Origin of the sequence: Pseudomonas sp. IPO3747, from assembly GCF_013385245.1 — a bacterium.
In the GTDB taxonomy this organism is placed as follows: Bacteria; Pseudomonadota; Gammaproteobacteria; order Pseudomonadales; family Pseudomonadaceae; genus Aquipseudomonas; species Aquipseudomonas edaphica.
This window is the reverse complement of sequence record NZ_JACAQL010000002.1, coordinates 602,753-617,635: the sequence shown is the minus strand read 5'-3', so window position 1 is coordinate 617,635 and position 14,883 is coordinate 602,753. Positions and strand designations below refer to the sequence as shown.

The 14,883-nt window shown below is 60.2% G+C and carries 14 protein-coding genes; 6 read left to right on the top strand and 8 right to left on the bottom strand.

The genetic code is table 11. The annotated features are described in order from the left end of the window. Positions 1-52: 52 nt before the first annotated feature. The 4 genes from HX790_RS04180 (at position 53) to HX790_RS04165 (ending at position 3,901) form a co-directional block, all read left to right on the top strand. Complete coding sequence (locus HX790_RS04180; protein ID WP_017137194.1) at positions 53-1,198, top strand: EstA family serine hydrolase; 1,146 nt, start codon at positions 53-55, stop codon at positions 1,196-1,198. 143 nt (positions 1,199-1,341) lie between these two features. After that, positions 1,342-2,499, top strand: coding sequence for an OmpA family protein (locus HX790_RS04175; protein WP_099548575.1), 1,158 nt, complete (start codon positions 1,342-1,344; stop codon positions 2,497-2,499). A 27-nt stretch (positions 2,500-2,526) separates the two neighbouring features. Next, on the top strand, positions 2,527-3,174 hold the full coding sequence (pdxH, locus tag HX790_RS04170; protein ID WP_099548576.1) for a pyridoxamine 5'-phosphate oxidase: 648 nt from the start codon (positions 2,527-2,529) through the stop codon (positions 3,172-3,174). Positions 3,175-3,436: 262 nt separating this feature from the next. Further along, entirely contained in the window at positions 3,437-3,901 is a 465-nt protein-coding gene (locus HX790_RS04165) for a glycine zipper 2TM domain-containing protein (RefSeq protein ID WP_017137197.1), read from the top strand. Between the two features lie 283 nt (positions 3,902-4,184). Here HX790_RS04165 and HX790_RS04160 read toward each other — a convergent pair whose 3' ends face one another. Then, a complete protein-coding gene (locus tag HX790_RS04160) occupies positions 4,185-5,807 on the bottom strand; it encodes a methyl-accepting chemotaxis protein (protein ID WP_169985418.1) in 1,623 nt (540 codons plus the stop codon). Positions 5,808-6,003: 196 nt separating this feature from the next. Beyond that, a complete protein-coding gene (gene nhaA, locus HX790_RS04155) occupies positions 6,004-7,179 on the bottom strand; it encodes a Na+/H+ antiporter NhaA (protein ID WP_176991270.1) in 1,176 nt (391 codons plus the stop codon). A 215-nt stretch (positions 7,180-7,394) separates the two neighbouring features. On the opposite strand from nhaA, the gene HX790_RS04150 reads away from it, so the two are divergent. Then, positions 7,395-8,489, top strand: a complete 1,095-nt coding sequence (locus HX790_RS04150; protein WP_176991269.1) for a PLP-dependent cysteine synthase family protein — start codon at positions 7,395-7,397, stop codon at positions 8,487-8,489. Positions 8,490-8,624: 135 nt separating this feature from the next. On the opposite strand, the gene HX790_RS04145 is transcribed toward HX790_RS04150, so the two are convergent. The 3 genes from HX790_RS04145 to HX790_RS04135 form a co-directional block, all read right to left on the bottom strand. Continuing rightward, positions 8,625-10,238 carry an NAD(P)/FAD-dependent oxidoreductase gene (locus HX790_RS04145; RefSeq protein ID WP_176991268.1) on the bottom strand — a complete coding sequence of 538 codons (1,614 nt, stop codon included), beginning with the start codon at positions 10,236-10,238 and terminating at the stop codon, positions 8,625-8,627. A 106-nt stretch (positions 10,239-10,344) separates the two neighbouring features. After that, positions 10,345-11,016 (bottom strand): COG3650 family protein, encoded by a 672-nt coding sequence (locus HX790_RS04140; protein ID WP_099548579.1) that lies wholly within the window; start codon positions 11,014-11,016, stop codon positions 10,345-10,347. Positions 11,017-11,113: 97 nt separating this feature from the next. After that, a complete protein-coding gene (locus HX790_RS04135) occupies positions 11,114-11,713 on the bottom strand; it encodes a short chain dehydrogenase (protein WP_176991267.1) in 600 nt (199 codons plus the stop codon). 104 nt (positions 11,714-11,817) lie between these two features. Here HX790_RS04135 and HX790_RS04130 point away from each other — a divergent pair, with 104 nt between their 5' ends. Further along, positions 11,818-12,732, top strand: coding sequence for a LysR family transcriptional regulator (locus tag HX790_RS04130; RefSeq protein WP_099548581.1), 915 nt, complete (start codon positions 11,818-11,820; stop codon positions 12,730-12,732). On the opposite strand, the gene HX790_RS04125 is transcribed toward HX790_RS04130, so the two are convergent. Genes HX790_RS04125 through HX790_RS04115 form a run of 3 tightly spaced genes read right to left on the bottom strand, consistent with a single transcriptional unit; the run spans position 12,723 to position 14,865 of the window. Further along, on the bottom strand, positions 12,723-13,208 hold the full coding sequence (locus HX790_RS04125; RefSeq protein WP_017137204.1) for a DoxX family protein: 486 nt from the start codon (positions 13,206-13,208) through the stop codon (positions 12,723-12,725). The two genes, HX790_RS04130 and HX790_RS04125, sit on opposite strands and share 10 nt — an antisense overlap. Beyond that, complete coding sequence (locus tag HX790_RS04120; RefSeq protein ID WP_017137205.1) at positions 13,205-13,981, bottom strand: DNA-binding domain-containing protein; 777 nt, start codon at positions 13,979-13,981, stop codon at positions 13,205-13,207. The genes HX790_RS04125 and HX790_RS04120 overlap by 4 nt, the downstream gene beginning before the upstream one ends. Beyond that, a complete protein-coding gene (locus tag HX790_RS04115) occupies positions 13,978-14,865 on the bottom strand; it encodes a DUF692 domain-containing protein (protein ID WP_176991266.1) in 888 nt (295 codons plus the stop codon). The genes HX790_RS04120 and HX790_RS04115 overlap by 4 nt, the downstream gene beginning before the upstream one ends. Between the last annotated feature and the right edge of the window lie 18 nt (positions 14,866-14,883).

Below are 14,883 nucleotides of genomic sequence, written 5' to 3'. Positions count from 1 at the left end.
ATGACTGGAACAATGTCGGCCACTTCTTACGGTGTTTTCCAAGGCGGCTTAGGTGCAGATTCAGGGTCATTACGAGCTCCAGTTCGAAGCGGTACGTGAAGCCTTTGCCGCGTTGTTCGATGACCCGCAGGAGCGTGGTGCCGGGCTCTGTATCCAGATCGGCGGCGAAACCGTCGTCGACCTGTGGGCCGGTACCGCCGATAAGGACGGTGCCGAGGCCTGGCACAGCGACACCATCGTCAACCTGTTCTCCTGCACCAAGACCTTCACTGCCGTCACGGCCCTGCAGCTGGTTGCCGAAGGCAAGCTGAAACTGGATGCGCCAGTTGCCGACTACTGGCCCGAGTTTGCCGCGGCGGGTAAAGAAACCATCACGCTGCGCCAGTTGCTCTGCCACCAGGCCGGGCTGCCGGCGATTCGCCAGATGCTGCCGACCGAAGCCCTGTATGACTGGCCACTGATGGTCGACACCCTGGCGGCCGAAGCCCCGTGGTGGACGCCGGGCGAAGGGCATGGCTACGAGGCCATCACTTATGGCTGGTTGGTCGGCGAGTTGCTGCGCCGTGCCGACGGGCGCGGGCCGGGCGAGTCGATTGTGGCGCGGGTTGCGCGGCCCCTGGGCCTGGACTTCCATGTCGGTTTGGCGGACGAAGAGTTTTATCGGGTTGCGCATATAGCGCGCAGCAAAGGCAATATGGGCGATGAAGCCGCGCAACGTTTACTTCAAGTAATGATGCGCGAACCTAATGCCATGACCACCCGTGCATTTGCCAACCCACCGTCTATTCTGACCAGCACTAATAAGCCCGAATGGCGGCGGATGCAGCAGCCAGCGGCAAATGGTCACGGTAATGCGCGCAGCCTGGCAGGTTTTTATAGCGGATTGTTGGACGGTAGTTTGCTTGAGAGCGACATGCTCGAACAATTGACCCGCGAACACAGTATCGGGCCAGACAAAACATTATTGACTCAAACCCGTTTCGGTTTGGGGTGCATGTTGGATCAACCGCAACTGCCCAATGCGACCTTTGGCCTTGGCCCGCGTGCGTTTGGCCACCCTGGCGCCGGTGGTTCGGTGGGGTTTGCCGACCCTGAGCGCGATGTAGCATTTGGTTTCGTGACTAATACACTGGGCCCTTATGTACTTATGGACCCGCGTGCGCAGAAGTTGGTCGGAATATTGGCCGGTTGTCTGTAAAGAGCTTGCTGTTTCACGTTTTTTTGTTACAAAGGCAAGTATAAGAAGGCGCTGAACGAAATTGTGTAACTTTACTGTTCTCTAAGCGTCTGTTTAACGGGTCAACCAGGCCCCCCGTTTTTTTCTCATTTTGTGGATACCTCATGTTATCGAACAAGTCCTTGGCACTGGCGCTGTGCCTCACTATTACTGGCTGCGCACAAACACCACAAAGTGATGCCGAAGGTGGGCACTGGTGGTCATTTGGATCTGACAAGGCTGCTACCAAGGACGCCGTGACACAAACCGACGCCAAGCCGGATGCCAAACCTGCCGCCGGCGCCAAGCCTGTCGAACCTGTGGCCGCCGCTGCTGCTCCAGCGCCTGCACCGGTAGCCAAGGCTGACACCGGCTTCAACTGGTGGCCGTTCGCTGCCAAAAGCGCCGACGAAAAAGCGGCGGATGCCAAGGCCGACCTGAAAGCCGACCTCAAGGCCGCAACCCCTGCTTCCACGCCGGATGCTGCGCCTGCCGTCGCCAAGACCGACACCGAAACCAAATGGTGGTGGCCGTTCGAAAGCAAGCCAAAGCCACTGGCCAAGGTTGATGTGACCAACGTGCAGATGCCCGACCCGAAAATCACCCAAGCCTGGCTGGATGATTATGAGCCGCGTCTGCGCGCCGCCATCAAGGACAGCAACCTGCAACTGGAACGTCGTGACAACGTATTGGTCGTGATTGCCCCGGTGGACGGCTCCTACAACCCGAAACGCCCGGCAATGCTGCTGCCGGTCACACTCGGCCCGTTCACACGCGTTGCCAAAGCTGTTGAAGCTGACCCCAAGACCGCGGTCCTGGTCCTGGGTCACGTTGATGCCACAGGTACCGCCCCGGCCAGCCAGGCGTTGACCAAAGAACGCGCGCAATCCATCGCCTCTATCTTCAGCCTCAGCGGCTTGAAGCAGGATCGCTTGATGCTGCGCGGTATGGGCGACCTGATGCCGCGTGCCGCCAACGACAGCAATCAGGGGCGTGCGCTGAACCGTCGCATGGAAATCATGTTCACTCAGCGTACAACTATGTTGGCGCTGCTGAGCAAGTACAACTCGGGCAAACCACCGGTCGCTGACATGGTCGCTGTGCAAACTGCGCCAGCCCCTGTGCCGGCTCCGGCTGCGAAAAAAGCGGCTCCGGCGAAAAAAGCCCCGGCCAAGAAAGCTGCCGCCAAGCCCGCTGCGAAAAAAGCCGCTGCCAAGCCTGCCGCGAAAAAAGCCGCACCGAAGGCTGCCGCCCCGGCTGCGAACGACCAGGCGAAAAACTGATCCGTTGAAACAGAAGGATAAAGCTGCATGACCCAGGCACTGGCCGATATGCGCCGTGACTACACACGGGACGGTTTGAGCGAGGCCCAGGCCCCGGACGAGCCGTTTGCGTTGTTCCACCAATGGTTTGGCGATGCGGTGAAAACCGAGCAGCCACCGGTGGAGGCCAATGCCATGACCCTGGCAACGGTCGACCAGGACGGTCGCCCGCACTGTCGCATCCTGCTGCTCAAGGGCCTGGATGCACAGGGTTTTACCTTCTTCACTAACTATCAGAGCGCCAAGGGTGAACAACTCGCGGCGCGGCCGTTTGCGGCCATGACCTTCTTTTGGCCCTCCCTGGAGCGCCAGGTGCGCATCGAAGGGCGGGTGGTCAAGGTGACGCCTGAAGAGTCGGATGCCTATTATCAGGTCCGGCCTTTGGGCAGCCGTCTTGGCGCCTGGGCATCGCCGCAAAGCCAAGTCATTCGTGACCGTGAAGAGCTGCAGGAGCTGCTCAAGCAGACCGAACAGCGTTTCAGCGATACCCAACCCGACTGCCCCGAGCATTGGGGTGGCTATCGTTTGTTGCCTGAGCGCATCGAGTTCTGGCAAGGCCGCGCCAGTCGCCTGCATGACCGCCTGAACTATCGCCTGCAAGCGGGCGAGTGGACGCGCGAGCGCCTGGCGCCCTGAGCTACACCTTTCGTCATTCCATCTGAATGGTGATCATCACGCCGAAGTCTCTACACAGAGGCTTCGGCGTTTTTGATTGCGTGACTACAATAAAGAGCGCTTCCACGTGATTTTTGGATCAGGGCGGGAGCTACCGTTCGTCGAGTTTTTTGGTGCTGGCAGTCTGTACTCAGGCTGAATGAAAGCAATTTTCTGGCGTGCTTGCCGTGACAGGCGCCAAGCAGCGGCGTCTAATGAATACCTGTCCTTTGGAGTTGATGCTATGCGTAAGTCTGTTTTACTAGTTGCCTGCTTTACCACCCTGTCGTTGCTGTTGGGTGGCTGCGCCTCGAGTCTGACCGGCGACTCGTACTCCCGTGACGAGGCGCGTCGTGTACAGACCGTTCGCATGGGCACCATTGAATCCCTGCGTCCGGTGAAAATCGAAGGCACCAAGACCCCAATCGGCAGTGTTGCCGGTGCAGTGGTCGGCGGCGTTGGCGGCAGCGCGATCGGTGGTGGCCGTGGCAGTATCGTCACTGGCGTTATCGGTGCGGTTGCCGGTGGCTTGCTGGGTTCCGCCGCTGAAGAAGGTCTGACCCGCACCCAGGGTGTTGAAGTTACCGTTCGCGAAGACGACGGCAGCATGCGCGCCTACGTCCAGGCCGTCGACCCTAACGAAATCTTCCGCATTGGCGACCGCGTGCGCATTATGACGGTTAACGGCACCAGCCGTGTAACGCGCTAAGCGCTGGTTGTAGAAACGCAAAACCCCAACCGGGTGACGGGTTGGGGTTTTTTATTGCCTGCGGTTTTTTGAGAAAATGCAGGCAATAAAAAAACCGCTTTAGTAGGGCGGTTTTTATTGCAAGCCATGTCTAAGTTTGCCTGTGGCGAGGGAGCTTGCTCCCGTTGGACCGCGTAGCGGTCCCATGCTTTTAAAGCAAAGAGCAGGGGCCGCTACGCGACCCAGCGGGAGCAAGCTCCCTCGCCACAGGTACGGTGTCCGGGCAGGCATTCACGCACTCACTTCACACCTGAAAGTGCTTCACCATCGTATTCAACTCATGCGCCAGGCTGGCAAGCGATTGCGAAGCGGCGGTGGTCTGAGTCGAGCCTTCGGCGGACTGAATCGACAGCTGTTGAATATTCAGTAAGTTGCGGTCGACCGCCCGGGCAACGTCAGCTTGCTCCGCTGCCGCCGTGGTAATCACCAGATTGCGGTTGTTGATCTCGTCATTGGCGGCAAGGATATCCGCCAGCGCTTGCTGCGCCAGTTCGGCCAGGCCAATGGTTTGCTGGGTCATGGTGCTGCTGTCGAGCATGGTGTTGACGGTGCTGGCGGTGTTGGTCTGGATGCTGCCAATCATCTGTTCGATTTCCTGGGTCGATTGCGCGGTGCGATGGGCGAGGGCGCGTACTTCGTCGGCGACCACGGCAAAACCACGGCCCGCATCACCGGCCCGCGCCGCTTCGATGGCCGCGTTCAGTGCCAATAAATTGGTTTGCTCGGCAATGGTGCGGATAACGTCGAGCACTTTGCCGATGCCTTTGGCCTGCTCGGCCAGGCCGCCCACTTGGCTGGAGCTTAGCTCTACACCACGGGTCAGGGCCTGGATGGAACTCAGTGCCTCGACCATACGTTGCTGGCCTTTCAAGGCGATGCTGCGCGACGCCTGGGACAGGTCGGAGGTGGTGGCGGCATTCCGGGCGACCTCTTCAATGGCCGTGGTCATCTCGGTGACGGCGGTGGCGGCCTGCTCGATCTCGCCATGTTGCTGCTGCAGGTCGCGGCTGCCCTCGGCAGTAACGGCATTCAGTTCCTCGGCCGCTGCCGCCAGTTGGCTCGACGAGCCGGTTATTTGCCGCAGTGTCTGCACCAGGTTGTTGCGCATGGTCTCTTGTGCCCGCAACAGGCGTGTGGCTTCGTCATTGCCGGTCGGGTTGATGGGCTGGCTGAGATCGCCCTTGGCGATGGTTTCAGCCACCCGTACCGCCTCAATGATGGGGCCGGTGATGCTGCGGGTCAGCAGCCAGGCCACCAGCACCGTGCCGCCACTTACCAGCACGATGACGATGGCGATACCGCCTACGGCATGCTGGTACGCGGCCACGGAAGTCTGGCCGGCAAGTTCTGCGCCCTTGTTGGCGAGGTCGATCAACTGATCGAAGTTTTTGGTCATCTGCTCATAGCTTTCTCGAATGCTGTTGAGAAAGTCACGGGCGCCAGCCTTGTCACCTGAGCGCGAGCGTTTGAGCATCTCGGTATGGTTCTTGGCGTACCCTTCCAGGCTCTGGTTAAACACGTCCAGGCGCGATTTTTCCTCCGGCGTGCGCAGCAGCGCTGCATATTGAGCCAGTTGCTCCTTGACGCTCTTCAGGCGACCGGCGGATTTGTCTTCGTAGGTCTGCATATCGGCGTCGCTTGCGGACAGGATGTGCGCCATTTCCCCCAAGCGAAAACGATCCAGCGAGGCATTGGCCAGGGCGAGGATCCTCACGCGCTGCATCCAGTTGTTTTGGATGTCGGCAGCCTGGGACTGCACTTCGCCGATCTGCTTGAGCGCGAACAGGCCGAGAAACACACTCAGCGACGCAATAGCAGCGAAGCCGATGAAGGCTCTGGCTGCGATTCTTATATTTCTCAGGAACATGGGTTTTCGCTCGGGCTGGGAACGCGTTGAAGAGCTGTGTCAGGCGGGTGCCCCAGACGGGGCAGGCGGATCGCCACAATCCTTAGTCGGCGGCCGAGACAAAGTCTTTAGGCGTTACGCGAAAGTGTCATCTTCGCCAAAAGAAAAACCCCAACCGGGTAACCGGTTGGGGCTTTTTGTGGGGCGTTCAGAGCGCTCAGGCTTTCTTGCGACTCGCCAGCGCTGTGACCGCGTAGCCAATACAGGCTGCCAGGATCGACCCGGTGAGGATGCCCATTCGATCCTCACCCGCGAACTCACTGGCGCCCGGCACAAACGCCAGGGAGCCGACAAACAGGCTCATGGTGAAGCCGATGCCGCACAAGATGGCCACTCCCAGCACTTGGCCCCAATTGGCGCCGCTGGGCAGGGTGGCGATTCCGGTCTTGATGGCCAGCCAAGTGAGGCCGAACACGCCGATGGTCTTGCCGATCAGCAGGCCGGCAGCGATGCCCATGGGCACGTGGTGAGTGAAGCTGTCCAGGGTAACCCCGGTCAGCGACACGCCAGCGTTGGCGAAGGCGAACAACGGCAGGATAGCGTAGGCCACCCAAGGGTGCAGGGCGTGCTCCAGAGTCAGCAGTGGCGAGGGTTCGGCATTTTTGGTGCGCAGTGGAATGCAGAACGCCAAGGTTACCCCGGCCAGGGTGGCGTGCACGCCACTCTTGAGCACGCAGACCCACAGGATCAGGCCGATGATCATATACGGGCCGAGTTTGACCACGCCCAGGCGGTTCATCGCGATCAAGGCGACCAGGCACGTGGCCGCGCCCGCCAAGGCTGCATTCGACAGTTCGGCGGAGTAGAACACCGCGATGACGATGATAGCGCCCAGGTCATCAATGATGGCCAGGGTCATCAGGAACAGCTTCAGTGACACCGGTACACGCTTGCCGAGCAGGGCCAGGACGCCGAGTGCAAAAGCGATATCGGTGGCCATCGGGATTGCCCAGCCGGCAAGTGCGGCGGGGTTGTCCTTGTTCAGTGCCCAATAGATCAAAGCCGGCACCACCATGCCGCCAATCGCGGCCGCCCCCGGCAGTACCACTTGCGATGGCTTGGACAGGTGGCCGTCGAGCAACTCGCGTTTGACCTCCAGACCGATCAGGAGGAAGAACAGCGCCATCAGGCCATCGTTGATCCACAGCAGCGCTGGCTTGGCGATTTTCAGCGCGCCAATCTGCGCCACCACCGGCGTATCGAGGAAGGCGCCGTAGAGGTGGGATAGTGGTGAGTTATTGATGATCAGCGCCAAAGCGGCAGCGGCGATCAATAACAGACCGCTGGCGGCCTCCAGCTGGAAGAAACGGGTGAAAGTGCTACGCAGAGGCAAGGGATGCTCTCCAATAAGGTTCAATAGGTGGGTACCCTAACCCGTACTGTTAGTTGTTAAAACAAAAGTTATATTCTTATTTGTTATAAGAGAGGGTCGGGATTGGTCTTGCGTCAAAGCTTAGCAATTGTGTGTCTAATTGAGTCGTCACTGTATCTGTGTGGCGTGTAGGAAAGCCCCTAAAATCGGGACTGAACCCCTTAGAGACTCACCTAATGAACGACCACCGTACCTGGGCTCGCGAAGCCATCCGTGTCATCGAAGCGGACTTCCAGCGCAGCGCCGACACGCACCTCATCCCTCTTCCATTGCCGGGGCTGCCGGGTATCGAGTTGTACTTCAAGGATGAGTCCAGCCACCCCACTGGCAGCCTCAAGCATCGGCTGGCGCGTTCGCTGTTCCTTTATGCGCTGTGTAATGGCTGGCTCAAGCCGGGTGCGCCGGTGATCGAAGCGTCCAGTGGGTCTACTGCGGTGTCGGAGGCGTACTTTGCGCGTTTGCTTGACCTGCCGTTTATCGCGGTGATGCCGGCCACCACGTCCCAGGCGAAGATCGACCAGATTGCCTTCTATGGTGGCAAGAGCCATCTGGTAAAGGATCCGACGCAGATCTACGCCGAGTCCGAACGTTTGGCGAAGGAAAGTGGCGGTCACTTCATGGACCAGTTCACCTACGCCGAGCGCGCGACGGACTGGCGGGCAAACAACAACATCGCTGAGTCGATTTTCCAGCAGATGCGTTTTGAGCATTACCCGGAGCCGAGCTGGTTGATTTCCAGCCCCGGCACCGGTGGCACCACGGCGACCCTGGGCCGCTACGTGCGTTATCGCCAGCATTGCACCCGCGTGCTGTGTGCCGATGCCGAGCGTTCGGTGTTTTTTGACTACTACCAGACGGGCGATGCCAGTTTGCGCCTGGAGTGCGGTTCACGCATCGAAGGGATCGGCCGGCCACGGGTCGAGGCGTCGTTTTTGCCCAAGGTGATTGATGCAATGGTCAAGGTGCCGGATGCGCTGTCATTGGCAGCCATGCATTACCTGGCCGAGCGGTTGGGGCGGCGGGTGGGTGGTTCCAGCGGGACTAACCTGATCGGCGCTTTGGTCGCGGCGCTGCAGATGAAAGCGGCGGGGGAGTCGGGGTCGATCGTGGCGATCTTGTGTGATGGGGGCGAGCGGTATGCGAACACGTACTACGATCAGGCTTGGTTGGCGGAGCAGGGGTATGAGCTTGGCGGCTTGATAGCAGCCGTTGCGGCCAGTGTAGAGAAGGGTGAGCCGTTGCCTGCCAGCGTCCTGCGCGCCAATATCTGACACGCCCCATCAACTAATGTGGGAGCTGGCTTGCCTGCGAAAGCGGAGTGTCAGTCGCCGAATTTATCGACTGAACCACCGCCATCGCAGGCAAGCCAGCTCCCACATTTGATACGGGTTGGCTGTAAGAAGTGCTTAAGCTTCTATACCCAGCATATCCCGCGCCAACGCCTCGGCAATCCGAATTCCGTCAACACCCGCCGACAGGATGCCACCGGCGTAACCTGCGCCTTCACCGGCCGGGAACAAGCCTTTCACGTTCAGGCTCTGCATCGACTCGTTACGGGTAATGCGCAGTGGCGACGAGGTGCGGGTCTCAATACCGGTCAGTACCGCATCGTGCAGCGAGTAACCTTTGATCTGTTTCTCGAACGCCGGCAGCGCTTCACGAATCGCCTCAATGGCGAAGTCCGGCAATGCCAGCGCCAGGTCGCCCAGGGCCACCCCCGGCTTGTAGGACGGTTCCACACTGCCAATGGCGGTGGACGGCTTACCGGCGATGAAATCACCCACCAGCTGCGCCGGCGCCTCGTAGTTGCTGCCGCCGAGGATGTAGGCGTGAGACTCCAGGCGCTCCTGCAACTCGATACCGGCCAGCGGTCCGCCTGGGTAATCCACCTCAGGCGTGATGCCGACCACGATGCCGGAGTTGGCGTTGCGCTCGTTGCGTGAATATTGGCTCATGCCATTGGTAACCACGCGGTTCGGCTCGGAAGTCGCCGCCACCACGGTGCCGCCCGGGCACATGCAGAAGCTGTAGACCGAACGGCCGTTCTTGGCGTGGTGTACCAGTTTGTAGTCGGCGGCGCCCAGTTTCGGGTGCCCGGCGTATTTGCCCAGGCGCGCTGCGTCGATCAGTGACTGCGGGTGTTCGATACGGAAGCCCACCGAGAATGGTTTGGCCTCCATGTACACGCCACGGCCGTGCAGCATACGGAAGGTGTCGCGGGCGCTGTGGCCCAGGGCCAGAATCACGTGCTTGGAGAGGATCTGCTCGCCGCCGTCGACGACCACGCCGTTCAACTGGCCATCTTCGATCAGCACATCAGTGACGCGCTGCTCAAAACGCACTTCACCACCGAGAGCGATGATCTGCTCGCGCATGTTTTCCACCACGCCGGTCAGGCGGAAGGTGCCAATGTGCGGCTTGCTGACGTAGAGGATTTCTTCCGGCGCGCCGGCCTTGACGAACTCGTGCAGCACTTTGCGACCGTGGAACTTCGGGTCTTTGATCTGGCTGTAGAGTTTGCCGTCGGAAAAGGTCCCGGCACCGCCTTCGCCAAATTGCACATTGGACTCGGGGTTGAGCACGCTTTTGCGCCACAGGCCCCAAGTGTCTTTGGTGCGCTGGCGCACTTCCTTGCCGCGTTCGAGGATGATCGGCTTGAAGCCCATCTGCGCAAGCAACAGCCCGGCGAAAATGCCGCAGGGGCCGAAACCCACCACGATCGGCCGTTCAACCAAGCCTTGCGGCGCCTGGCCCACCACTTTGTAGCTGACGTCCGGTGCCGGGTTGATGTTGCGGTCATTGGCGAACTTGAGCAGCAGGGCGGCTTCGCCCTTTACGTTCAGATCGATGGTGTAGATGAAGCACAGCTCCGACGATTTCTTGCGCGCGTCGTAGCTGCGTTTGAACAGGGTGAAGTCGAGCAGGTCATCACTGGCGATGCCCAGGCGCTGCACGATGGCAGGCCGCAGGTCTTCTTCGGGATGGTCGATGGGCAGCTTGAGTTCGGTGATTCGTAACATGACAGGATCCGGTGGGCGGCGGGCTTCGATGCCGGCTGTTTTGCAAACCGGCGATTATAAGCCCCAAAGGCTGATTCCCGTCATGTTAAAACAGCCCAAGGCTGAATCAGTCGTCCCGCGAGCCGCCGAATGATGCACAACCGCGCTGGACCTGGCCATTGACCCGCAACTCGGCGGTCATGTGTTGCAAGCTCCCGCTGGCGGCATCGATGCAGCGTTGTGGGGCTACCCACAGTTCGATGTGCTGGTTATTGGCTTCGGTCATCAGGTTGAAACGGCCGTCACCCAGTTGCTCTTCGACAAAAGGCACCGCCAGTGGCGGCTGGCCCTCGCGTTCCAGCACCATGCCCTTGGCCGTTACGCTCATCGCCCAGGCCGGTTTATGGCCATTGGCCCGCAGAATCATGCGTTTGAAGTCCGGGTCGTTACAGGCCGAGGTCGAGCGTTCTACACGATACAGTTGTTGCAGGTCGACCGAACCCTGGGTGCCGCTGGCCACCCCGGAAAACTTGCCGCGTAAATCGGCAAACAGCACGCCTTGCTGGCCGGCCAGGGACGCGGCTTCCTGCAAGACGCTGGTGCCGCCCGTGTCATTGACCACGTAGTTGCGTTTGTCGCCGCACGGCTGGAACAGCAGCTTGTCGCCCACTGCCGTGAGCTCACCCTGCATGCGGGTCAGCCCGACGGTAGACGGTTTGGCCGGCTCGCTCTCGAACATCTGGCAAGCGGTGAAGAGGGGCAGCAGGGCAAACAGAGCAAGGGTACGGGCGGCGCGCATTATTGGGTCTCCAAACTAGTGCCGCCACGTTACGCAGGCTCGCACCGCACCACAAGCCCGTTCGCCGGGTTCAGGCGATTCTGACAGACATCATATTTCAGCCAACGATGAAGGTCTGACCAGTCTGTAAGCCTTCGACGCTTTTTGCGTAGGCCAGTGCTACATCGGCACCCGGAGCCGGTTTGTAGCCGCGGAAGTACGGCGCGTAGCTGCCCATGGCTTCGAGCAAGACGGTCGGGCTCACCGTGTTGATGCGCAAGCCGCGCGGCAATTCGATCGCCGCCGCCTTGACGAAGGCATCCAATGCGCCGTTGACCAATGCGGCAGAGGCGCCGGTGCGGATCGGATCGCGGTTCAGAATGCCGCTGGTAAAGGTGAACGAGGCACCGTCGTTGGCGTAGTCGCGGCCGATCAGCAGCAGGTTGACCTGGCCCATCAGCTTGTCCCGCAGGCCCAGTTCAAAGTCGGCTTCGCTCATCTCACCCAGTGCCACAAAATTCACACTGCCTGCCGCGCAGACCAACGCGTCGAACTTGCCGGTCTGCTCGAACAGTTTGCGGATCGATGCGCTGTCGCTGATATCCACCTGGAAGTCGCCGCCGCTGCGGCCGATGCTGATCACCTCGTGACGCTGCGCCAGTTCCGCCTTGACCGCTGAGCCGACCGTGCCGCTGGCACCAATCAATAGGATTTTCATCGTGCTGTTCCTCCGGGGATTAAGTGAGGTTTCAGTCTAGGATGGCTTTTTAAGTAGATAAACGCGCTAATAGGCAACCTTTGGTTTTCAATTGGAAACAATCCATGAGCGAAATGGATGACCTGGCGGCCTTTGCCGTGCTGATCGAGGCGGGCAGTTTTACCCTGGCGGCGGAGCAATTGGGCTGCAGCAAGGGCCAATTGTCCAAGCGCATCAGCCAATTGGAAGCGCAGTTTTCGGTGGTGTTATTGCACCGTACCACTCGCAAGCTCAGCCTGACCGCCGCCGGTGCGGCGTTGTTGCCCCAGGCTCAGGCGCTGGTGGCCCAGGTGGAGCGCGCCCGTCAGGCGTTGGCGCGGCTCAAGGACGATCTGGCTGGGCCAGTGCGTATGACGGTTCCGGTGTCGCTGGGGGAAACCTTCTTCGATGGCTTGTTGCTGGAGTTCACCCAGCAATACCCGCAGGTTCAGATCGAGCTGGAACTGAACAACAGCTACCGCGACCTGGCGCGTGATGGCTTCGATTTGGGCGTGCGCATGGGGGCGATGGATAACGAGCGGCTGGTGGCCAAGCCACTGTTGGCCTGGCATGAAATGACCTGCGCCAGCCCGGCCTACCTTGCGCAGCATGGCGAACCGCTGACGCCTGCGGATCTGGCCGCGCACACCTGTCTGCTCAACAGCCATTACAGCGGGCGTGAGGAGTGGTTGTACCACCAGCAACATGAACTGCTGCGGGTGCGGGTCAGCGGTACCTTCGCTTCCAACCACTACAACCTGTTGAAAAAAGCCGCCTTGGTGGGCGCCGGCATCGCCCGCCTGCCGTCCTACGTGTTACCGGCAGAACTAGCCGACGGGCGCTTGCGCTGGCTGCTGCGTGATTATCAAACGCGCAGCATGCCGATGTACCTGGTTCATCCTTATCAAGGTGGCCTGCCGCGCCGAACCCAAGTGTTGGCCGACTACTTGGTGGACTGGTTCAGACGCAGCGGCGAAACCCTGGATCGCCTTCAGCGGTAGCGGCGCGCGATCAGGTGATCAATCGACAGGCAACCTGGGCCTTTGGCCACCAACAGCAGCAGTAACGCGATCCAGGTGCCATGGGTGGGGTAGGCCTCGGGGTAGACGAACAGTTGAATGGTCAAGGTCATGCCGATCAGCGCCAGGGCCGAGAAGCGCGTGGCAAAGCCCACCAGGATCAGTACCGGGAAAAAGTGTTCGGCAAATGCTGCCATGTGCGCGGCCACTTCCGGTGACAGCAAGGGCACGTGGTACTCGCTGCGAAACAGCGGCAGGGTTGAAGCGGCAAGCTTGGGTTCGCCCAATTGGAAGGTGCCGTTGATGATATCAATCGCAAAGCCTTCGACCTTGGTCTGGCCGGACTTCCAGAACACCGCCGCAATGGAAAACCGTGCGAGAAAGGCGATCAGGCTGTAGGGGATTTTTTCGAACAGCGCGATGGTCCGTTTTACCAGGCAAGTAGGGGAAGTGTTCATGGCGATTCCTTTTGTTCTGTGTGCAAATGAATGATGGCGTCGTGGCTGATCAGCAGTGTCAGGCAATGGTTGAGGTCGAATTCGGCTGATGCTTCAAGCGCGTGCTCTACCGCCATTTCCAGGCCTGATCCCTGGTCAAGGCTGTTGATAAACGCCACCGAACCGCTGTCGATGGCGAAGACCTTGACCGCCAAGCCCTGGCGTAACACCAGTGCACTTTGGGCGTACCAAGGGTTCAAGGTGGCAATGGTGCCTTCGGTCTGGTGCGCGGCCCATACCGCAACCACGGCGTAGGGTGAATTCAAGGTGGCCAGGGACGGATGCAGGTGCAGGCTTAGCTGCCCCAGGTCGGTCGGCCCTTGCAGTTGTTCTAGGATGGCCTGCTGATTCAGTGGCTGGCGGTCCGCGGCGTGATAAGCACGCACCCGCAGGCGTTCCAGGCGTGCGACGTCCGCCAGGTAAGGCACGCTCGCAGCCGGTTCGAACGCCTGGATGAACGCGGCAAACGTGCTGCCGTAATCGCTGATCAACGGGCTGTCGGGCGGGCTGGCTTGCACGTACAGGCTGGCCATCGCGCGAAAAAATTCATCGCCAACCAATTGCAGCGTTACCGGATAAGCGGCGGCGAGCGCGTTGATCAGCGAGCTGTGGACATTGTTTCGATACACCGCGAAACGGCTGGCCGGGTCGGCGCCGTTGCTGCTGAACAATCCGTCGGGGCAGGCCTGATCGGCGTCGAGCAAGGCGCCGGCAAATGCAGCTTGATCGCTCATGGCTTCAATACCTTCGCCTGTGACAGATGCCAGTCGGCGTGTTGGGCTTCGGCGTGTAACACGCTGAAGGCGGGCACCTGGTTGTCCCGCTCGATCAGCGTGGCCACCGGGCCGGTGTACTTGAGCACCTGTTCATAGAGCTGCCACACCGCGTTATCGATGGGCGCGCCATGGTCATCGATCAGCAGGCGGTCGCCCAGGCTGTCGGTGTCTTCGGCAAAGCCGGCCAGATGAATCTCACCGACGGCCTTCAGCGGTAGCGCATTGATGTAGGCCAGTGGATCGCGCTGATGATTGATGCACGACACATAGACGTTGTTGACGTCCAGCAACAGCCCGCAACCGGTGCGCCGGATGATCTCGCTGATGAAGTCCGTCTCGTCCAGGGTCGAGCGTTGGAACTGCAGGTACGTCGAGGGGTTCTCCAGCAGCATCGGCCGCTTGAGGGTGCTTTGTACCTGATCGATGTGCTCGCACACCCGGTCCAGGGTCGCGGCGTCGTAGGCAAGCGGCAGCAAGTCATTGAGGAACACCGGGCCGTGGCTGGACCAGGCCAGGTGTTCAGAGAAAGAGTGGGGTTGATAGCGGTCGATCAGCGTGGCCAACCGTGCCAGGTGCTCACGATTAAGCGGGCCTTCGCCGCCGATGGACAGACCCACGCCATGCAATGACAGTGGGTACTGTTCGCGTATCAAACCCAGGTAGTGATGAAACGGGCCGCCGGCGACCATGTAGTTTTCGGCGTGAACTTCAAAAAAACCGATATCGGGCGAGGTCTCGAGCACTTCAAGAAAGTGCTCGTTCTTCAGCCCCAGCCCGGCCCGGTAAGGGAGGCCGGGCACCTGAGCCGGTGAGACCGTGTGCTGGGGTAAAAGCGTCATCATCAGTACTCAGGTTTTGCA